This window comes from Rhodococcus (subgen. Prescottella) equi (assembly GCF_003013675.1).
Classification (GTDB): domain Bacteria; phylum Actinomycetota; class Actinomycetes; order Mycobacteriales; family Mycobacteriaceae; genus Prescottella; species Prescottella equi.
Genome location: NZ_CP027793.1, coordinates 4,352,886 through 4,372,618 on the forward strand (window position 1 = coordinate 4,352,886; position 19,733 = coordinate 4,372,618).

The window sequence follows — 19,733 nt, forward strand, 5'->3', positions numbered from 1 at the left end:
GCGCCGCTGTGTGGCTGTGTGAGGTCAGACCACCGACGGACGGTCGATGTCGGAGACGTCCGCGCCCGCGGCTTCGAGTCGCTCGAACAGTTCGTCGGTGCTGTACTTCGAGGCGAACTGCAGCTCGGCGTCGGTGATCGGCACGGCCTGCAGCCACGTGGTCACGTCCTCCTCGCGGTCGACGAGGATCTCGAGCGTGGCCCAGATGAACGGCACGACGAGCAGCACGTGCCGGGTGGACCGACCGGGATCCGCCGCGTGAACGGCGTTGGGAACGATGGTGTTCGGGGTGACGTGCAGCGATCCGGACGCCACTTGGAACGCGCACTGCGCCAGCACGTCGGACAGCAGCCGGTAGTCGGCGCGGCCGACGGTGATCAGTTCGGTGCGGATCGGACGGCCGTCGTCGGTGGTGACGTTGGTCGGGAAGCGCACCATGTCGAGCGTCGCGTACGACGCGTAGCCCGGGCCGGGGCAGCCGTCGCCGACCGCGATCGACACCTCCGCCGGCTCCTCGCCGTCGCCGTCCGGATCGACGGGTGCCCGGAACCGCAACACCTGCGGCGACACACCGAAGACCTCACCGATTCGGTGTGCCGCCGCCCGGACTTCTTCACTCGCTTCCATGGGAACGAGCCTAGAGGCCGCTCCCGGCGGAACCGGCGTCAGGCCAGCGCGCGCAGACGCGGCGCGAGATCCCGCTCGAACAGGTCGAGGAAGCGCTTCTGGTCGTGGCCCGGCGCGTGGAAGACCAGGTGGTTGAGGCCCGCATCGAGGTACGGCTTGATCATCTCGACGGCCTCGTCTGGATCCGACGAGACGATCCACCGCTTGGCGACCTGCTCGATCGGCAGCGCGTCGGCGGCGGCCTCCATCTCGATCGGGTCGTCGATGCTGTGCTTCTGCTCCGCGGTCAGCGACAGCGGTGCCCAGAATCGGGTGTTCTCCAGTGCCGCCGCCGGATCGGTGTCGTACGAGATCTTGATCTCGATCATCCGGTCGATGTCCGCGAAGTTGCGGGCCGCCTTCTCGGCGCCCTCCTTCACCGCAGGGATCAGCTTCTCGGTGTACAGGTCCATGCCCTTGCCGGACGTGCAGATGAAGCCCTCGCCCGCGCGGCCCGCGTACCGCGCGACCACGGGGCCGCCGGCCGCGATGTAGACCGGAATGCCGCCCTCCGGCACGTCGTAGATCGACGCGCCCTTGGTGCTGTAGTACTCGCCCTCGAAATCGACGCGGTCGCCGGTCCACAGATCGCGCATCAGCTGCACCGACTCGCGCAGCCGTGCGAACCGCTCCTTGAACTCCGGCCACTCGCCCTTGAAACCGGTGGCGATCTCGTTGAGCGCCTCACCCGTACCCACACCGAGCATGACGCGCCCCGGGTACAGGCAGCCCATCGTCGCGAACGCCTGCGCCACCACTGCCGGGTTGTAGCGGAACGTCGGGGTCATCACCGAGGTACCGAGCTGCAGCCGCTGGGTGCGCTCGCCGACCGCCGTCATCCACGCGATCGAGAACGGGGCATGACCACCGTTGTGCCGCCAGGGCTGGAAGTGGTCGCTGACGGTGACGCTGTCGAGGCCGTGTTCCTCGGCCATCACGCCGAGCTCGACCAGATCGCGCGGCCCGAACTGCTCCGCGGACGCCTTCAACCCCAACTTCAATCCCTGTACCACCGGTTCTCCGATCGTCTGCCCGATTCGCTGTGGCTTCGAGTATGCCCCGCGTCACTGCCGGGGCGCAGACTCCGGTGTCAGTGATGCTCGACGAGATGCGGATCCGGCTTCCAGTCGTAGACCACCGACGTCCGCAACGCGATGTCCTGCAGCGAGCGTCTCCTCCGGTCCACGGCCACCCAGAACAGCCCGAAGCCGAACAGCACGCACAGCACGGCGCGGGCCGCACACCGCGGGAAGCGGACGAGCTGTCCGTTGCGGCTGACCAGGCGCAGCCCCATGGCGACCGCCCCCACGGTGCGGCCACTGGTGGACCAGCACACCGTGAGATACAGCACGGACAGCGCCACGAACGTGGTCGCCGACAGCAGGAACTGCGCCTGCGGGAACCGAAACTCCTGCGGTGAGAACAACAATCGCGTGAAGATCAGCCCCATGTAGATGACGCCCATCAGGAACAGCACCACCCCGATGTCGATCAGCGCGGCCAGGCCACGCGTGACGATGCCCGCCGGCCGGTGCTCCGGATCAGGGCGACGGAGTTCGGTCATGCCTCGTCACCTGCACGACCCTCACGTTCCTCACGACCGAACAGGCGGCCGACGAAGCCGGCGACGGCGTCGTCGGCCGCCATTCCCTGCGAACGGGCGCCCCGCACCGCCTCGGTCGACATCGTGCTGGTCGATTCCCGGATGATCCGCGGCAGGTCGACGCCCTCGATGACCTCGTTGGACAGCCCGACCAGGTCGACCCGCCCGATCACGGCGTCGACGTCGACCGAGGCGGCGATCCGGTCCACGTCCACCTTGGCGGCGATAGCGTTCACGTCCACGCGGTCGACGATCCGCTCGATGTCCACGCGCGCGGCCACGGCGTCGACATCGACGCGGTCGAGGATCGGCGCGATGTCCACGCGGGCGGCGATCGCGTCGACGTCCACGCGGTCGACGATCCGCTCGATGTCCACGCGGTCGACGATCCGCTCGATATCGATGCCCTCCGCGATCGCATCGAGGTCGACGTGCTCGCGGACCACCGCGGTGATGTCCACTTCGGTGAGCGCCGCGGCGACCACCCGGCGCACCACCTCCCGCAGCACGCGGTCGACGACGGCGTCCGCCGCCCGGAGGGTTTCGGCGCCCCGCGACTCGAGGAGGGCCAGACCGGCGTCCACCCCGGGCACTCGGCGAGCGAGATCGAGCGTGGTGCCCGCCGCGTAGCGCAGCGCGTCGCCGAGGAATGCGACGGATCCGGCCACGACGCGGGCCGGATCGGGGGTTCGGTTGCCGTCCATATCGAACATCCAAGACCGAACGGGCGCAAAATGCACCCCCTCGGTCCCGCCGGGGCCCGGAAGCCCCGCGCCGACACGGCGTCCACGGATATGCTGTCGTGAGCTTCATTCAGCCAGAAAGCAATTCAGGCCTTTCGGCCGGAGGTGCGCGATGCGAAGCTCTGGGGCGAGGGACGGTGCCCAGCACCGAATCCTGCACTCACTCACTCTCGTCGGGGTGCTGGTGGCCTCGCTGCTCGGCGCGACGCTCACCGCGCGGGCCGCGCCGTCGAACGTCGCGTACGTGGCCGGGACGGTCCAGGTGAGCGATCGGGTGACCCGGATATCGGTGTACTCACCCTCGATGGACCGGGTGGTCACCAGCGACGTCATCCATCCCACCGGGGGCGGTCCCGCACCCACGTTCTACCTGCTCACCGGAATCACGGGCGGCGAGGACGGCGTGTCCTGGTACAACAACACCGACGTCACGAACTTCTTCGCGGACAAACACGTCAACGTGGTGCTGCCGGTGGGTGGCAAGTACTCGATGTACACCGACTGGGACGCCGACGACCCCGTGCTGGGGCGCAACAAGTGGCAGACGTTCCTCACCAGGGAGTTGCCGCCGGTGATCGACCGCCAGTTCGGGACCACCGGCGTCAACGCGCTCGGCGGAGTGTCCATGGCGGCCGGTCCGGTGCTGGACCTCGCGATCCAGGCACCCGACGTCTACCGCGCCGTCGGCTCGTACAGCGGGTGCGCGGGTACCAGCGACTTCAACGGGCAGGCGATGGTCCGCTCGATGGTCGAGGTGCGTGGCGGCGGCAACGTCAACAACATGTGGGGGCCGGGCGGCGGACCGCAATGGATCGAGCACGACCCGGTGGTGCAGGCAGAACGATTGCGCGGCAAGGTGTTGTTCCTGTCCGCCGCATCCGGGATGCCCGGTGCGATCGATCGCCTCGACCCACTGATCGCGATTCCGCAGGGCCTCGTCGGCGGCCTGCTGGAGTCGATCACGATGCGCTGCACCGCGGTGATGGACGCCCGGCTGCGCTCGCTCGGGATCCCCGCGACGGTCGTCTACCGGGACGTCGGTAGCCACACGTGGGGCGTGTTCGAGGCCGAGATGCGGGACTCGTGGGCAGTGCTCGGTCCGGCGATCGGGGCATGACGGATACTGGATCCGTGAGCACCGACGAGCGGAACCCCGGCTGGACGTACCTCATGGACATGGACGGAGTTCTCGTCCACGAAGAGCACATCATTCCCGGCGCCGACGCCTTCCTCACCGAGCTGCAGGAGGCCGGCACGCCGTTCATCGTGCTGACCAACAACTCGATCCGCACCCCCCGCGATCTGCGGGCGCGCCTGCTGCGCAGCGGACTCGATATCCCCGAGAAGTCGATCTGGACGTCGGCCCTGGCGACGGCGACCTTCCTGAAGAATCAGCGTCCCGGCGGAAGTGCCTACGTGGTGGGCGAATCGGGGCTCACGACCGCGCTGCACGAGATCGGTTACGTGCTCACCGACAACGACCCCGACTACGTCGTGCTCGGCGAGACCCGCACCTACTCGTTCGAGGCGATCACGACCGCGATCCGGCTCGTCGAGCGAGGCGCGCGGTTCATCGCCACCAACCCCGACGCCACCGGCCCGTCCCGCGAGGGTTCCCTCCCCGCAACAGGTTCGGTCGCGGCGCTGATCACCCGCGCGACGGGACGCGAACCGTACTACGTGGGCAAGCCGAATCCGCTCATGATGCGGTCGGCACTGCGAGCGATCGGGGCGCACTCGGAGAACACGCTGATGATCGGCGACCGGATGGACACCGACGTCGTCTCGGGCCTCGAGGCCGGTCTGCAGACCATCCTGGTACTGAGCGGCATCTCCACCCGGCAGACCGTCGAGACGTTCCCGTACCGCCCGACACTCGTGCTCGACTCGGTTGCCGACCTGGTGGGACGCACCGCGAATCCGTTCTGACCCCGGCGTCTCACGTGATCGCCGCATACGCGGCCTCGACCAGCCGGTGCGCCCGGCGGTCGCCCGCGAAGTAGTCGCGTTTGAGGTTCGGCACGAACGCGAACGCGAGCCCGCTGCCGGGATCGCCCAACCCGACAGCGCCACCCGCACCCGGGTGCCCGAACGCATCGGAAGCCACGTCCGGAAGTTCGAAACTCTGGGCGGGGCGCATGAACCCGAGCCCGTACGCACTGTCGGTGAGCAGCACCCGGTCGCGTCCGCGCACCCGAACCCGGATCGCGTCGTCCAGCGTCCGGTGACTCAACGTCACCCCGTGCACCAGATCCCGGTAGAAGCGGGCGAGGGCGCGGGCCGTGGTCACCATCCCGGCGGCCGGCCAACCGCCGCCGAGCAGCACCGGGTCGTTGTACGACGCGGCCGGATTCGCGGTGGCCCGGAAGATCAGCGAACCGGGCTCCGCGTACGCCGCGCCGATCCTGGTCTGGGTGGCGATGTCGGTCAGCTCGGATTTCGGCTCGCCCCGCTTCGGGACGCTGATCCGCGCGGCCCGCGCGATCGTCCCCGCCGGGGCCCCGATCCACAGATCCGAACCGAACTCCTCCTGCACGAACTGCCCCACCGTCGCACCGGTGTGCCGTCTGACCAGTTCGCCGAGCAGCCACCCGAACGTGAGCGCGTGGTAACCGAAGTCGGTGCCGGGCTCCCATTCCGGGTGCTGCCCGGCCAATCGGTCGGCCATCGCGACGGGGTCCGCGGCCTGCGCCACCGTCACCGGCCCGTCGAAGGCCGGTAGTCCCACCTGATGGGTCAACAGGTGTTCGAGGGTGGCGCCGCCCTTGCCGTGGCGGGCGAACTCCGGCCACCAGTCGGCGACGGGGTCGTCGAGGCTCGCGTAGCCGCGCTCGACGAGCAGCAGTGCCGCCGCCGACGTCACCGCCTTGGTGCACGAGAACACCACGCACGGGGTGTCCCACGACCACCTGCGCCCGGTCCGCCGATCGGCGACGCCGCCCCACAGATCGACAACGGGCCGGCCGTCGGCGTACACGGCCACTGCGGCGCCCAGGTTCTGCCCCTCCGCGAAGCTCTCCTCGAATACCTCGCGAACACCGCTGAACGCCGAATCACATTGACCCTGAACAGATGCCATGAACACCTCTAATCGGGCATCCCCCGGAGCGGCCCCGATGCCAGGCTATTGCGCGCGGCGGACCCGCGCATCCGGTTCGGCGTCAGCGCAGCGACGTCGGCACGCCCGCCACCATCAGCACCACCGACTCCGACTCGGCCGCGACCGCGGAGTTGACCTTCCCGAGCAGGTCCCGGAATCGTCGGCCCGCGGGTGTCGGCGGCACCACGCCGCTGCCCACCTCGTTGCTGACCGCGACGACGGGCATCGTCGCCCGGCGCAGCGCACCCAGCAGGTCCGTGATGTCGGCGTCGACGGCAGTCCAGTCGCCGCCGGTCCACACACCGTGGTAGTCCAGGCGCGCGGTCAGCCAGGTGCCGAGGCAGTCCAGCAGCACCGGCTCCCGGGCGTTTCGCAGCGTCGGCACGACATCCGAGGTCTCGACCGTTGTCCACCCCGGCGGCCGGCGGGCCCGGTGCAGCGCGATCCGCTGCGCCCACTCCCGGTCGCCCTCCCGGACACCCCCGGTCGCCAGGTAGGTGACGCGGGGTTCGGCGGCCAGCAGCGCCTCGGCGTACGTCGACTTGCCGGCACGCGCCCCGCCGAGGACCAGCGTGCGCGACGCATGCCCGGATCGCACGACGGGTTCGCCGACCGGTACGGTCGTTCCGTCGTCCACGACGCGAGCACCCCACGGCGCCAGTCGATCCGACAGTTCGGGCGTCGGCGGGTTGTAGTGGCTCAGGTGCACCGCGACGACGTCGGAGGTATCCGTGACCGCACCGGCCTCGCGCAACGCGGCGAGGGTGCGCGGGAACGTCGTCAGATCGTGGTGCCCGGCACCGAGATCGGTGCGCGTGCCGAAGGTCTCCTCCAGGAACACCGCATCGAAGCGGGCATCCCGGACCGCCTCCAGCGTCGACCCCGGCAGCGGCCCGGTGTCGGTGGCCCACAGCACGCGGTCGCCGTGAGGACCGGTGATGTCGTAGAGCACGCTGTCCCCGTCGCGGAACACCCGATGCGCGGCCGCGAGGACCCGGATCGTGTAGCCGTCCAGCACGATTCGGTCGCCGGGGACGACAGGGACGAACCGCACCGGATCGTCCGGCCCCACCCAGTCGCGGCACAGGTCGAGCGCATCGGCCGGGCCGACCACGTCGAGTGGGCGGTCGCGGCGCACCCACGAGCGGAACAGCAGCGCCGCCGGATTCAGGTGATCGGGGTGGGCGTGCGTGAGCAGGAGGTGTCGCACGTCGGCCAGCGAGCGTCCGGCGCGCACGGCGGCGCGGGGGACGTCCGGGCCGCAGTCGAGCAGGATCGCGTCGTCGATCAGGCCCGCGGTCTGCCCGCGGATCTCGCCGCGCTCGGCGGCGACGTGGCACGACGCGCACACGCAGAAGGGGTTGGGCCACCCGTCGGCACTGCCGGTGCCCAGCAGTACGACCTCGATGGTCCAACCCCTTCCGTGCGTGTCAGCGCAGCGCCTGCGCCAGGTCCTCCAGCAGATCCTCCGGATCCTCGAGGCCCACCGACAGGCGCACGACGCCGTCGGACAGGCCGATCGCGGCACGCCCCTCCGGCCCCATCGCGCGGTGCGTGGTGGTGGCCGGATGGGTGATGAGCGACTTGGAGTCGCCGAGGTTGTTCGAGATGTCGATGACGCGCAGCTTGTTCAGCAGCTCGAAGGCACGCTTCTTGCCCTCACCGTCGGCCGAATCGAGCTCGAACGTGACGACCGTGCCACCACCGCTCATCTGCGACGTCGCCAGCTCGTACTGCGGGTGCGACTCGAGGAACGGGTACTTCACCCAGCGGACCGCCGGGTCGGACTCCAGGAACCGTGCGATGCGCAGTGCGCTGTCCACCGAGTGACCCACGCGCAGTGGCATCGTCTCGAGGCCCTTGAGCAGGGTGTGCGCGTTGAACGGGCTCAGCGCCGGGCCGGTGTGCCGGATCAGCTGCTGCACCGGGCCGTCGATGTAGTCCTTCGGGCCCAGGATCGCGCCGCCGAGGACGCGGCCCTGACCGTCGATGTGCTTGGTACCCGAGTACACGACGACGTCGGCGCCCAGGTCGATGCTGCGCTGCAGCATCGGCGTCGCGAAGACGTTGTCGAGGACCACCTTGGCGCCCGCAGCGTGCGCCATCTCCGACACCTTGCGGACGTCGACGAGGGTCTGCATCGGGTTGGACGGCGTCTCGAAGAACACGGCCGTGGTCGGCACCGACAGCGCCCGCTCCCACTGGTCGAGGTCCTCACCGTCGACGAAGACAGTCTCGACGCCCCACCGCGGGAGGATCTCGTTGCACACCACGAAGCACGAACCGAAGAGACTGCGGGCCGCGACGAGGCGGTCACCCTGGCCGAGCAGCGCGGCCAGCGCGGTGAACACCGCGGACATGCCCGACGCGGTTGCGTAGCAGCCCTCGGCGCCGTCGAGCAGCCGCAGCCGCTCCTCGAACATCTTGACCGTGGGGTTGCCGTAGCGGGAGTAGACGAAGTGGTCGACCTCGCCGGTGAACGCCTGCTCCGCGGCCTCCGCGGACTCGTACACGAAGCCCGAGTTGAGGTAGATCGCCTCGGACGTCTCCTCGAAACCGGAGCGCAGTGTGCCGCCGCGGACGCCGAGGGTGGCCGGGCGGACGGACTCGGGAAGCTGCTTGCGGAAGGAGCCGCCCTGCGGGATCGCGCTCACGACTGCGTCCAGGGCAGGCCGACGGCCCGCCACCCGGAAGTGCCACGGCGGCCGTCCGGGCCGAGTCCACCCTCGAAGCCGTCGAGCACGTTGTACGACGGCCCGATCCCGGCGGCGGTCGCGGCCTCGGCGGCACCGATGGACCGCTGGCCGGAGCGACACAGGAAGATCACCGGTCGCGCGTCGGCGGTGCCGACAGTTCCGTCCTGGGCGCCGCCGACGATCCCGGCCTCGACGAGCTGGTCGACGAAGGACTCGTTGCGCGCACCCGTGGGGTAGCTCACCCATTCGATGAGCACGGTCCGGCGGTCGATGGCCGACGTGTCGGGGACCCCGACGTATCGCCATTCCGCGTCGGTCCGCACATCCACGAGCACGGCTTCCGGATGCTCGCGCAGCAGCTCCCAGGCTTGCTGCGGCGTTATGTCACCTGCGTAGCTCACCGCTCCAGCTTTCCACAGAGTCCGATCGGGGCTAGCACGCGGATCGTGCGAAACCCGTGAACCGGGCCGTCGGGCGCGTCAGTCGCAGACGAGCCAGCGGTCGTCGCCCAGCACGAACGTCCATGTGGAGGTCGTCGCGCCCTTGTCGTCCTTCGCGGAGATCCGGACGTCGGCGGTCGCGGAGTCGCCGTCGACGACGGCGTTGTCGAGCGCCTCGACGACCACCTCGCCCTCGCGCCCGGCGATCGGTGACCGGTCCTCGGCGAAACCGTCGCACACCATGCGGTCGAGTGCCTCGGCGTCGTCGTTGTTGCTCGCGCGGACGAAGTCGGTGGCCGACGCGTTGAGCCGGTCGGCGTCGGACCGGCTCTCGTCGGCGGGCCGCAGCAGCGCCGAGACGACAATTCCGATCATCAGGATCGCAACTATTGACACCGCGAGGATGAACGGCTTGGCCGTGGTCCGCGAGGGATCGTCGACAGGGGCGTGCTCGTCGCTCATACCTGCAAGTTTCGCGTGTCCGCACCCGCGGCGTGCACCCGGGTCCCACACAACGCGGGGCACAAATCTCGTTTGTGCCCCCTCAACCTCCAGCGCAGTACCGGCGGTGCGCCGACCCCCCGACCATGAGGTGCGAGCAGTCGTCGGGTTCTAGCATGAAGGCGGGGACACCGTGAACTCCCGGGAATTCACACCCGCCCCCGCTCCGCGACACCCCAAGTAAGGCGGGGCTCAGTTTAAGCTGGAGCCTCACGCATTCGTGTCGCAAGCACACGTACGTCCGTCCAATCGAAAAGGTAGTTCGCCTCAGATGACTGACCAGACTCGTCCACTGCGCGTGGCCATCGTCGGTGCCGGCCCCGCCGGAATCTATGCCGCCGATGCGCTCATGAAGTCCGACACCGAGGTGAGCATCGACCTGTTCGAGCGGATGCCGGCCCCGTTCGGGCTCATCCGATACGGCGTCGCACCCGACCACCCGCGGATCAAGGGCATCATCACCGCCCTCCACAAGGTGCTCGACAAGGATGCGGTCCGCCTGCTCGGCAACATCGACTACGGCACCGACATCACCCTCGAGGACCTGCGCCGCTTCTACGACGCGGTGATCTTCTCGACCGGCGCCAACGCCGACCGCGCCCTGAACATCCCGGGCATCGATCTGGACGGCTCGTACGGCGCCGCGGACTTCGTGTCCTGGTACGACGGCCACCCGGACGTCCCGCGCACCTGGCCGCTCGAGGCCGAGAAGGTCGCGGTCCTCGGTGTCGGCAACGTCGCGCTCGACATCGCCCGCGTGCTCGCCAAGACGGGCGACGAACTGCTCCCCACCGAGATCCCCGCGAACGTCTACGAGGGCCTCAAGAACAACAAGGCCGTCGAGGTCCACGTGTTCGGCCGCCGTGGCCCGGCACAGGCCAAGTTCACGCCGCTGGAGCTGCGCGAACTCGACCACTCCCCCACGATCGAGGTCATCGTCGATCCCGAGGACATCGACTACGACGAGGGCTCCGAGATCGCTCGACGCAGCTCCAAGCAGGTCGACATGGTCGCCAACACGCTGCAGGACTGGGCCATCCGCGACCAGGGCGACCGCCCGCACAAGCTGTTCCTGCACTTCTTCGAGTCCCCGCACGAGGTGCTCGGAGAGAACGGCAAGGTCGTCGGTCTGCGCACCGAGCGCACCGAACTCGACGGCACCGGCAACGTCCGCGGCACCGGCAAGTTCAACGACTGGGACGTCCAGGCCGTGTACCGCGCCGTCGGCTACCTGTCGCAGAACATCCCGTCGATCCCGTTCGACGACCAGGCCGGCACGGTGCCCAACGAGGCCGGACGCGTCATCGGCGACGACGGCAAGCACATGGACGGCACCTACGTCACCGGCTGGATCAAGCGCGGCCCCGTCGGCCTGATCGGCCACACCAAGGGCGACGCCAACGAGACCATCGCGTGCCTGCTCGAGGACGCCCCGAACTTCGCGGGTGCAGCCGAGCCGGCCGAGGACGCCATCATCGAGTTCCTCGAAGGCAAGGGTGTCCCGTACACCACGTGGCAGGGCTGGTACCGCCTCGACGCCCACGAGCGTTCCCTCGGCGAGCCCGAGGGCCGCGAGCGCATCAAGGTCGTCGAGCGCGAGGACATGCTCCGCGCCAGCGAGCCGCACAAGGCCTGATTTTCCGTTCCCCAGCTGAAGGGTCCCTTCGTGCGCTGTCAGCGTACGAAGGGACCCTTCAGCTTTTCGCGGGGCATGATGAACACGTGTTTGACGCGCACGTGCACATCATCGACCCGCGGTTCCCGCTGGTGGAGAACAACGGGTACCTGCCCGATCCGTTCACGATCGACGACTACCGCGCCCGGATGGCCGGGTTCGGGGTGGACGGCGGTGCGGTGGTGACGGCGTCGTACCAGGGCACGCTCGGCGGCCCGCAGTTGCTGGCGGCGCTGCGCGAACTCGGCGAGGGCTGGGTGGGTGTCACCCATCTCGATCCCGACGCCACCGACGAGGACATCCTCGAACTCGACCGGGCCGGGGTGCGCGGCATCCGGTTCAACCTCCGGCGCAGTGCCACCGACGTGCAGGTCCTCACGACGCAGGCCCTGCGCGCGTACGAGCTGGCCGGCTGGCACGCCGAGTTCTACGTGGACGCGACGCTGCTGCTGTCGCTCGAACCGGTGTTCGCGAAGCTGCCGGCCGTCAGCATCGACCATCTGGGGATGTCGACACGCGGGCTGCGGTACCTGCTCAACCTCGTCGACCGCGGCGCCAAGGTGAAGGCCACCGGCTTCGGGCGGACCTCGATCGACGACGTCGGCGACGTCCTCCGGCAGATCCACGCGGTCAACCCGAAGGCGCTGATGTTCGGCACCGACCTGCCCGGCACCCGCGCCCGCCGCGCCTTCGAGGCCGCCGACATCGACATCATCGCCGACGCCGTCGGGGACGATCTCGAGGCGGTGCTCGGCGGCAACGCACGCGAGTGGTACCGCTGCCCGGCCTGACTCACAGCGCCAGTACCGCGCCCAGCCACAGCCCGACGGCGAGCAGCGCCCCGAACAGCTCGACGAGGATCGACAGCCCCACGGCCTTCGTGGCGTGCACCGTCGAGGTCCACGCGTCGCGGTGGGTGCGGTGCCGAGCTGCCTCGGCGACGTAGGTTCCGAGCAGGAAACCGAGCAGCAGCCCGACGACCGGGACGACGAAGAACCCGACGATCCCCACCAGGCCGCCGAAGATCACCGACCGGCCCGGAACACCGGCGTCGCGCATGCGCCTTCCCGGCCACGCGTACTTCACCACACCCGACGCCACGAGCAGCAACATCGCGACCGCGAACACGGCCCATCCGGCGGCGGAGGCGTCGAGGATCGCCCACATCAGCAGGGCTCCGGCGATCAGCAGCGTGCCCGGCAGGATCGGCACCACGATGCCGACCAGCCCCACCAGCATCACCAGCCCGAGCAGGACCAGGACCCCGGTGCTCACGCCGGCCCGCTCACTCCGGTACGACGACGCGCACCCGCGAGGCCGCCTCGCGGGCCCGCTCACGGGCCGTGTCGACGTCGGGTCCGGTGGACACCGCGACCCCCATCCGGCGGCGGGTGAACGCCTCGGGCTTGCCGAAAAGCCGCAGATCGGTCTCCGGTACCGCCAGCGCGTCGGCGACGCCCTCGAATGCCACGCCGATCGCTTCGACACCGCCGTAGATCACCGCGGACGCGCCGGGTGCGGCGAGCGTGGTGTCGACCGGCAGGCCGAGGATCGCGCGGGCGTGCAGTTCGAACTCGGAGAACCGCTGCGAGCGCAGCGTCACCAGACCGGTGTCGTGGGGGCGCGGGCTCACCTCGGAGAAGTAGACGTCGTCACCCTTGACGAACAGCTCGACGCCGAAGATGCCGCGGCCGCCGAGCGCGGTGGTGACCTTCTCGGCCACGTCGCGCGCGGCCGCGAGCGCGGCGGGGCTCATCGCCTGCGGTTGCCACGACTCGATGTAGTCGCCGGAGTCCTGCAGGTGCCCGATGGGCTCGCAGAAGTGGGTGCCGTCGACGGCGCGGACGGTGAGCAGGGTGATCTCGTAGTCGAAGTCGACGAAACCCTCGACGATCACGCGCCCCTTGTTCACGCGGCCACCCGAAAGGGCGTATTCCCATGACTTTTCGAGGTCGTCGGCGCTGCGGGCCACGGACTGCCCCTTGCCCGACGACGACATCACCGGCTTGATCACGCACGGGAAGCCGATCCGCTCGGTGGCGGCGCGCACCTCGTCGAGGGAGTCGGCGAACGCGTACGGCGACGTCGGCAGACCCAGTTCCTCGGCGGCGAGACGGCGGATGCCCTCGCGGTTCATCGTCAGCTGCGTCGCGCGGGCGGTGGGGATGACGACGGCCAGACCGCGCTCCTCGACCTCCGCGAGGGCCTCCGTCGCGATGGCCTCGATCTCGGGCACCACGAAGTGCGGGCGCTCGTCCTCGACCAGCCGCAACAGTTGCTCGCGGTCACCCATGTCGACGGTGTGCGCGCGGTGCGCCACCTGGTGCCCCGGCGCATCGGCGTAGCGGTCGACGGCGATCACCTCGACACCCAGCCGCTGCAGCGCGATGATCACTTCCTTGCCCAGTTCGCCGGAGCCGAGGAGCATCACGCGGGTCGCGCTCGGGCTCAGCGGGGTGCCGATGCGGGCGGGGACGTCAGAAGGAATCTCGAGGGGCATGGCTCGGACTATATGCGGTCGACGCTGGGCATACTGTCGCGATGACCCTGGGACTCGACACCCGCCTGACGCTGCTCGCGGCGGGGCTGATCTTCCTGCTGGCCCTGCTCCTCGGTGTGTGGAAGTACCGGCAGATGGCGACGTCGCCCGATCATCTCGCGCACCCGTACGTCGACATCGCGCACCGCTCGGCACTGATGTATTCGTTTGCCACGCTGCTGGTGTCGGTCTTCGTCGAGCTCAGCGACTGGCCGACGGCCGTGAACGCGACGTGCGCGGGGATCCTGGTGTTCTTCTTCGTCGCGGCCATCGGCAGCTACATCGCACACGGCGCCCGCCGCGACACCACCAACCAGTTCGAGCGCCCCGACGCCGCGCTGCGTGTGGCGATGATCGCACTCGTCGTCGGCGAGGTGGGCGCGTTCGGGGTGCTGCTCGCGGGCTTCGTCGCGGCGCAGCTGCTGTAGCCGGTCAGTCGTGCGCCTCGACGTGCGCCAGGAAGTCGAGCACCGCCGCGTTGAACACCTCGGGTCGCTGCTCGGCGCACGCGTGTCCGGCGTCCGGGACGTACATCAGTTCGGCGTCGGGGATCGACCGCGCGATCAGCTCGGTGTGCCGGCGCGGGATCGCGTCGCGTTCCCCCACGATCACGAGCGTGGGGACCCCGATCGTGGAGAGCGCGTCGACCGGGATGTGCGGATGCCGAACCATCAGCTCGAGCAGTTCCCGATGCCGCCGGACCTTCGCCGACAGCGGCGCGATCGCCCCCGCTGCCAGCCACGCGAGCGTCGCGGGAACCCGGAACCGGGCACCGAGCCCGTGCGGATCGAGGTTGGCGCCGTTGACGATCAGCGAACGCACCCGACGCGGGTCGCGCAGCGCCAGGGTGAGCGCGGTGTTCCCGCCGTCGCTGTACCCGAGGATGTGCGCGCTCTCGATACCGAGGGCGTCGAGCACCGCTTCCACGTCCTCGGACAGGCGTGCGAAATCGAGGGGCCCGTCGCCGCGGGTGGACTCGCCGTGCGCACGCGTGTCGAGCGCGAGCACCCGGTAGCGCTCGGCGAAGACGGGCACCTGCGCCGCGAAGTACCCGAGGTTCTCACTGTTGCCGTGCAGCAGCACCAGCGGTTCCCCGGCGCCGCGCTCCTCGTAGTGCAGCCGCGCGCCGGCGGCATCGACGAATCCCACCCGCTCAGCTCGGCGGCTGGTGGATCGAGAGCACGTTGCCGTGCGGATCGTGGAACCACGCGACCCGGGTGCCGTCGGGCGCGGTCCACGCGGCGTGATCGTCCTGGTCCATGCCCTGATAGCGCAGGAAGTCGACGCCCTTCGCGCGGAGCTCGTCGACGGTCGCGGACAGATCCGCCGTGCGCCAGCCGAGGACGGTGTAGCCGGTGTCGGCCTTCGACTGCACGAGGGTGACGCGCAGTTCCGTTCCGCCGCCCCCGTCGACGACGAGTGCGAACGGGGTTCGCTCGGTGACCGTCAGACCCAGGGTGTCGACGTAGAACATCGACGACACGTCCAGATCGGTACTGGCCAGGAACGCGACGAGTTCTCCGGGGAAGGCCATGTCGTCAACTGTGCGCCTCGACGGCGGTCGGCGACAAGTCACCGCAGCTCCGTGACCCGGACCACAACCGGCGTACGGGACGGGTTACCGTCACAGGAACGGAGGTTCGACCATCACTCAGGAGGAATTACGTGACTACCGCAGGAGCTGAGCGGAAGGGCCCGTTGACGGGCATCCGCGTCGTCGAATTCGCCGGAATCGGACCGGGCCCGCACGCCGCGACGCTGCTCGCGGACCTGGGCGCCGACGTGGTGCGGGTCCAGCGCGCGGGAATGCTGCCGGCGGAGGGCCAGGTGGGTGATCAGACCGCGCGCAACCGCCGCGTCGTCGAGGCCGACCTGAAGAATCCTGCCGACGTCGAGAAGGTCGTCGAGCTGCTGGGGCGCGCCGACATCCTGATCGAGGGCTTCCGTCCGGGCGTCATGGAGCGCATGGGCCTGGGCCCCGACGTCGTCCTGGAACGCTGCCCGCGTCTGGTCTACGGCCGCATGACGGGCTGGGGCCAGGACGGTCCGCTCGCGCAGTCTGCGGGCCATGACCTCAACTACATCTCGCTGACGGGCGTCCTGCACGCGGTGGGACGCAAGGGCGAGCGCCCGGTGCCGCCGCTGAACATGGTCGGCGACTTCGGTGGCGGCTCCATGTTCCTGCTGTTCGGTCTCCTCGCGGCGCTCGTCGAGCGTCAGACGTCGGGCAAGGGGCAGGTCATCGATGCGGCGATGGTCGACGGCACCCTCGCGTTGTCGCACATCATCTGGAACTTCCGCCGCATCGGCATGTGGTCGGACGAGCGCGGCGTGAACTTCCTCGACGGCGGCGCCCCGTACTACGACACCTACGAGACCTCCGACGGCAAGTACATGGCGGTCGGCGCGATCGAGCCGCAGTTCTACGCCGAACTGCTGAAGGGCCTCGAGCTGGATCCGGCGGCCCTGCCCGGCCAGCAGGACGCGAGCCGCTGGCCCGAACTGCGCCAGATCCTCACCGACAAGTTCCTGAGCAAGACCCGCGACGAGTGGACCAAGATCTTCGACGGGACCGATGCCTGCACGACGCCGGTTCTCACGTTCACCGAGGCACCGAACGATCCGCACATCGCGGCCCGCGGCAGCATCATCGAACTCGAAGGGGTCACCCAGCACGCCCCGGCACCCCGCTTCTCGCGGACCCCCACGACCACGCCGCAGCCGCCCGCACGGGTGGCCACGGATGTCGACACTCTCTGGCGCTGAGCACCTTTCACGACTCGGAGGCTCATCTCCGCCGATCGACCTTCGCCACCGACGACCGTCACCACGGGCCGGACACCTCGAGTGTCCGGCCCGTCGGCGTTTCTGCAACTCGTTCTCGGATCGGGACGGACCCTGGCAGCCCTACCACCTCCGTGGCGTCCCACTTCTTTTCTCCCGCTAATTACTCTCGAGTAACCCTCCGGCACAGTCGATTTCACAACAAACAATCCGGACGGTCGTTCAAGTTGCGCCTTGATCGATCAAGCGTAAATTTCGCTTATGCCGGGTTTCGAATGCGTGTTAGGTGAAACACGTTCCACTCCCCAATCGAGAACGTTCGCATTCCGAATCCAGGAGTCTCATCCATGACGAACCGATGGCGCTGAACAGCGCTCACGACGGCGGCCGCGGCTGCCGGCAGCCTGCTCTTCTTCACGGGAAGTGCCACGGCGGAACCCGCGCAGAACCCGCCGACCGGATCACCCGTCCTGCTCGCCGACGACCCCGGGCCGTCCGAGTTCGCGACCCGTGTCGATCTGACCATGCCGACCCAGATCAAGACCGGTATCGAGATCGACCTCAAGTCACAGACATTCGGCGTCGACGCCAACAAGGGTGTCAACGGCGGCATGGTCCAGTTCCTGGTCGACGGGGTCGAGACGGGGGCGCAGATCAAGGCCGGCAGCACCGGACTCGCCACCCTCAAGCACACGTTCACGACCGCCGGGCCGCACACCGTCTCCGTCCAGTACCTCGGCGGCGGCAAGATCACCGGCGTCACCGAGACCGCCGCGGCGAGCAGCACCCAGGGGACCATCACGGCCGTCGAGCAGGACGTGGCCACGGTCGTCGAGATCCTGCCGAACGACACCCCCGTCGAGACCGGCGTCCAGGCCACTCTCAAGGCCAAGGTATCCCTGCAGTCCGGCGGGATTCTGCCGATCCGCACCAACGGCAAGGTGAGCTTCTACGACGGCGGCGACCTGCTCGGCACGGCAACGTCGATCCTGACGGACGGCACCGCCAGCATCAAGGCGACCTTCCTGCACTCCGGCACCCGGACCGTCACCGCGCGGTTCTCCGGCAACACCGGGTTCGCCCCGTCCACCTCGGCGGACACCCCGCTGGAGGTGCAGCACAAGGATCTGGCCACCAGCACCACCCTGCTGGCACCCAACAGCGGCCGGGCCGGTCAGCCGGTCACGCTCACCGCGACCGTCACGGCGCAGCTGCCGGCCGACGGAACCGTCCAGTTCCTCTCGGGCAGCACGCCGCTCGGCGCACCGGTGCCGGTCGTCGACGGTGTCGCCACGGCCGCACACATCTTCGAGGAAGCCGGCGAACACTCGGTCACGGCGGTGTTCACGGGCACCGGCTTCGTCACGTCGACGTCTGCGCCTGCACCGCTGAGCATCTCGGCGGCCCAGCCCGGGGACACCACCACCACGGTCACCGCCCCGGCAGCCACGATCCCGGGTATCCCGGTGACCCTGACCGCGAACGTCGCCCCGGCGCCCTACGGAGGCACCGTGCAGTTCTACGTCGGCGACACTCCCGTCGGCGATCCGGTCTCGGTCGTGAACGGCTTCGCCTCGATCGGTCACTCCTTCACCGACGCCGGCACGTTCCAGGTCACTGCGCGCTACAGCGGCCACATCGCGGCCAACCCGTCGACGTCGGCAGCAGCCGCCGTCACGGTCGTCGGCCCCGGCGGCGGCACCGGCTCGGTGGAGCTGCCGTCGTTCGGATCGCTCACGCTGCCGTTCGGCTCCTGACCGAACGGTCCCACTCCCTCCCCTACTTCGAATGTCAAGGAACGCAGCATGACCGAAAATTCGACCAGGCGATATCTCACCCCGTTGTGCGCGACCGGCCTCGCAGCCGGCCTCGTGCTGTCGGGATCCCCGGCATCGGCCGCCACCACGACCACCCCGTTCGACGCCCAGTGCCGCGCCGCGGCAATTCTCACCGTCGACAAGGTCGCACAGCACGTGTTCACCGTCGACGGCCCCGCCCGGGTCGATCCGGGTGAGACGTTCACCTACCGAATCCAGCCGGCGCCGTCCGCCTTCCCGGACAAGGAGAGCATCGCCACCACGACGAACGTCTCCCGCATGAAGATGGACTACCAGCTTCCGGACAACGCAACGTTCGTCGGCGCAGAGGTGGTCCCGGGCAGCGGCATCGGCATCTCCGGCACCCCCGCGAACGTGCTGCGGATCAACGAGAGCGGCGAACCCGACCCGGCCGGCACGATCCTGCGCCTGTCCGGCGACAACGAGGTGATCGGCAACAGCCCCAAGGCCGACAAGAAGAGCCAGGGCGGCATCATCGCCGAGAAGACGAAGAACTATCTGGACGGCACGCCCAGTTCCGACGGCTCGACGTGGTTCCAGTTGCCGGCGATCGACGTCACCCTCACCGCGGGCGCCGGTGGCGAGATCACCCCGAAGCTGCGGACCGGCGGCAGCGCAGCGAACCTGGGCGACGAGGGCAACTACAACACCTTCCTCGCTCTCGCGGTGGCTCTGGGCGGCAATCAGTGGGCACCCACGCGCTGTGTCCCCAAGGACGCCAAGGACGACTCCGCGCCGCTGAACCGTGGTGGCGGCCCGCTCGCCACGATTGCGGTCGGCGAGCAGACCGGCAACGTCACGACCACGCAGGTGACAGCTCCCGAGACGGCCGACGCCGGTGAGGCGGTGCAACTCTCGGCCACGGTCACCCCGAACCCGAACGGCGGCAACGTCGCGTTCCTCGTCGACAGTGTCGTGGTCGGTGAGGCTCCGGTGATCGACGGCACGGCGACCCTGTCCCACGTCTTCACCGGTGGATCGCACAACGTGGCCGCCCGGTACGTCGGTAACGGCACCTTCCGTCCGTCGCTGTCCGCGGATGCCACGATCGTGGTCGCCGGCGGTGGATCCGGGAGTGCGGTCGGCTCCCTCGAACTGCCCTCGCCGGGCTCGCTGACGGCACTGTTCGGCTCCTGATCGACTGACCG

21 protein-coding genes are annotated in these 19,733 nt (G+C 69.3%); 8 read left to right on the plus strand and 13 right to left on the minus strand.

Going from position 1 to position 19,733, the window contains the following annotated elements; genetic code table 11:
- Window positions 1-24: 24 nt before the first annotated feature.
- The 4 genes from C7H75_RS20345 to C7H75_RS20360 all read right to left on the minus strand — a co-directional run bounded on the left by C7H75_RS20345 (window position 25) and on the right by C7H75_RS20360 (window position 2,973).
- The gene (locus tag C7H75_RS20345; RefSeq protein ID WP_022597732.1) at window positions 25-627 is read right to left on the minus strand and encodes a suppressor of fused domain protein; all 603 of its coding nucleotides are present in this window, start codon (window positions 625-627) and stop codon (window positions 25-27) included.
- A 38-nt stretch (window positions 628-665) separates the two neighbouring features.
- Window positions 666-1,679, minus strand: a complete 1,014-nt coding sequence (gene fgd / locus C7H75_RS20350; protein WP_005517853.1) for a glucose-6-phosphate dehydrogenase (coenzyme-F420) — start codon at window positions 1,677-1,679, stop codon at window positions 666-668.
- A gap of 77 nt (window positions 1,680-1,756) precedes the next feature.
- Complete coding sequence (locus C7H75_RS20355) at window positions 1,757-2,230, minus strand: RDD family protein (protein WP_022597737.1); 474 nt, start codon at window positions 2,228-2,230, stop codon at window positions 1,757-1,759.
- Window positions 2,227-2,973 (minus strand): hypothetical protein, encoded by a 747-nt coding sequence (locus C7H75_RS20360; protein ID WP_022597739.1) that lies wholly within the window; start codon window positions 2,971-2,973, stop codon window positions 2,227-2,229. Before C7H75_RS20360 ends, C7H75_RS20355 begins: the two co-directional genes overlap by 4 nt.
- A gap of 151 nt (window positions 2,974-3,124) precedes the next feature.
- On the opposite strand from C7H75_RS20360, the gene C7H75_RS20365 reads away from it, so the two are divergent.
- Together C7H75_RS20365 and C7H75_RS20370 are read left to right on the plus strand one after the other, a co-directional pair.
- Window positions 3,125-4,129 (plus strand): alpha/beta hydrolase, encoded by a 1,005-nt coding sequence (locus tag C7H75_RS20365; protein ID WP_022597741.1) that lies wholly within the window; start codon window positions 3,125-3,127, stop codon window positions 4,127-4,129.
- The gene (locus C7H75_RS20370; RefSeq protein WP_005517846.1) at window positions 4,126-4,941 is read left to right on the plus strand and encodes an HAD-IIA family hydrolase; all 816 of its coding nucleotides are present in this window, start codon (window positions 4,126-4,128) and stop codon (window positions 4,939-4,941) included. The genes C7H75_RS20365 and C7H75_RS20370 overlap by 4 nt, the downstream gene beginning before the upstream one ends.
- A gap of 10 nt (window positions 4,942-4,951) precedes the next feature.
- On the opposite strand, the gene C7H75_RS20375 is transcribed toward C7H75_RS20370, so the two are convergent.
- The 5 genes from C7H75_RS20375 to C7H75_RS20395 all read right to left on the minus strand — a co-directional run bounded on the left by C7H75_RS20375 (window position 4,952) and on the right by C7H75_RS20395 (window position 9,710).
- Window positions 4,952-6,091: a serine hydrolase domain-containing protein gene (locus C7H75_RS20375; RefSeq protein WP_022597745.1), complete on the minus strand. Its 1,140-nt coding sequence runs from the start codon at window positions 6,089-6,091 to the stop codon at window positions 4,952-4,954.
- An 82-nt stretch (window positions 6,092-6,173) separates the two neighbouring features.
- Window positions 6,174-7,520 (minus strand): bifunctional adenosylcobinamide kinase/adenosylcobinamide-phosphate guanylyltransferase, encoded by a 1,347-nt coding sequence (locus tag C7H75_RS20380; RefSeq protein ID WP_044991405.1) that lies wholly within the window; start codon window positions 7,518-7,520, stop codon window positions 6,174-6,176.
- A 22-nt stretch (window positions 7,521-7,542) separates the two neighbouring features.
- On the minus strand, window positions 7,543-8,766 hold the full coding sequence (locus tag C7H75_RS20385; RefSeq protein WP_022597748.1) for an O-succinylhomoserine sulfhydrylase: 1,224 nt from the start codon (window positions 8,764-8,766) through the stop codon (window positions 7,543-7,545).
- A complete protein-coding gene (locus C7H75_RS20390; protein ID WP_005517842.1) occupies window positions 8,763-9,209 on the minus strand; it encodes a rhodanese-like domain-containing protein in 447 nt (148 codons plus the stop codon). The genes C7H75_RS20385 and C7H75_RS20390 overlap by 4 nt, the downstream gene beginning before the upstream one ends.
- Before the next feature lie 78 nt (window positions 9,210-9,287).
- Window positions 9,288-9,710 carry an Rv0361 family membrane protein gene (locus C7H75_RS20395; protein WP_005517838.1) on the minus strand — a complete coding sequence of 141 codons (423 nt, stop codon included), beginning with the start codon at window positions 9,708-9,710 and terminating at the stop codon, window positions 9,288-9,290.
- A gap of 310 nt (window positions 9,711-10,020) precedes the next feature.
- Here C7H75_RS20395 and C7H75_RS20400 point away from each other — a divergent pair, with 310 nt between their 5' ends.
- Window positions 10,021-11,385, plus strand: a complete 1,365-nt coding sequence (locus C7H75_RS20400; RefSeq protein ID WP_005517822.1) for an FAD-dependent oxidoreductase — start codon at window positions 10,021-10,023, stop codon at window positions 11,383-11,385.
- A gap of 86 nt (window positions 11,386-11,471) precedes the next feature.
- Window positions 11,472-12,215 carry an amidohydrolase family protein gene (locus tag C7H75_RS20405; RefSeq protein ID WP_106851745.1) on the plus strand — a complete coding sequence of 248 codons (744 nt, stop codon included), beginning with the start codon at window positions 11,472-11,474 and terminating at the stop codon, window positions 12,213-12,215.
- 1 nt (window position 12,216) lies between these two features.
- On the opposite strand, the gene C7H75_RS20410 is transcribed toward C7H75_RS20405, so the two are convergent.
- Together C7H75_RS20410 and purT are read right to left on the minus strand one after the other, a co-directional pair.
- A complete protein-coding gene (locus C7H75_RS20410; RefSeq protein WP_106851746.1) occupies window positions 12,217-12,699 on the minus strand; it encodes a DUF456 domain-containing protein in 483 nt (160 codons plus the stop codon).
- A gap of 10 nt (window positions 12,700-12,709) precedes the next feature.
- Complete coding sequence (gene purT / locus C7H75_RS20415) at window positions 12,710-13,924, minus strand: formate-dependent phosphoribosylglycinamide formyltransferase (protein WP_069855928.1); 1,215 nt, start codon at window positions 13,922-13,924, stop codon at window positions 12,710-12,712.
- A 41-nt stretch (window positions 13,925-13,965) separates the two neighbouring features.
- Between purT and C7H75_RS20420 the strand changes: the two genes are divergently transcribed.
- A complete protein-coding gene (locus tag C7H75_RS20420; RefSeq protein ID WP_022597752.1) occupies window positions 13,966-14,391 on the plus strand; it encodes a hypothetical protein in 426 nt (141 codons plus the stop codon).
- A gap of 4 nt (window positions 14,392-14,395) precedes the next feature.
- Here C7H75_RS20420 and C7H75_RS20425 read toward each other — a convergent pair whose 3' ends face one another.
- Both C7H75_RS20425 and C7H75_RS20430 read right to left on the minus strand, forming a co-directional pair.
- Entirely contained in the window at window positions 14,396-15,112 is a 717-nt protein-coding gene (locus tag C7H75_RS20425; RefSeq protein WP_069855929.1) for an alpha/beta fold hydrolase, read from the minus strand.
- A 4-nt stretch (window positions 15,113-15,116) separates the two neighbouring features.
- Window positions 15,117-15,497: a VOC family protein gene (locus C7H75_RS20430; RefSeq protein ID WP_005517814.1), complete on the minus strand. Its 381-nt coding sequence runs from the start codon at window positions 15,495-15,497 to the stop codon at window positions 15,117-15,119.
- A gap of 131 nt (window positions 15,498-15,628) precedes the next feature.
- Between C7H75_RS20430 and C7H75_RS20435 the strand changes: the two genes are divergently transcribed.
- The 3 genes from C7H75_RS20435 to C7H75_RS20445 all read left to right on the plus strand — a co-directional run bounded on the left by C7H75_RS20435 (window position 15,629) and on the right by C7H75_RS20445 (window position 19,722).
- Complete coding sequence (locus C7H75_RS20435) at window positions 15,629-16,729, plus strand: CaiB/BaiF CoA transferase family protein (RefSeq protein ID WP_044991398.1); 1,101 nt, start codon at window positions 15,629-15,631, stop codon at window positions 16,727-16,729.
- Between the two features lie 542 nt (window positions 16,730-17,271).
- Window positions 17,272-18,504, plus strand: coding sequence for an Ig-like domain-containing protein (locus tag C7H75_RS20440; RefSeq protein ID WP_233281802.1), 1,233 nt, complete (start codon window positions 17,272-17,274; stop codon window positions 18,502-18,504).
- 48 nt (window positions 18,505-18,552) lie between these two features.
- A complete protein-coding gene (locus C7H75_RS20445; protein ID WP_064057635.1) occupies window positions 18,553-19,722 on the plus strand; it encodes an Ig-like domain-containing protein in 1,170 nt (389 codons plus the stop codon).
- Window positions 19,723-19,733 lie beyond the last annotated feature (11 nt).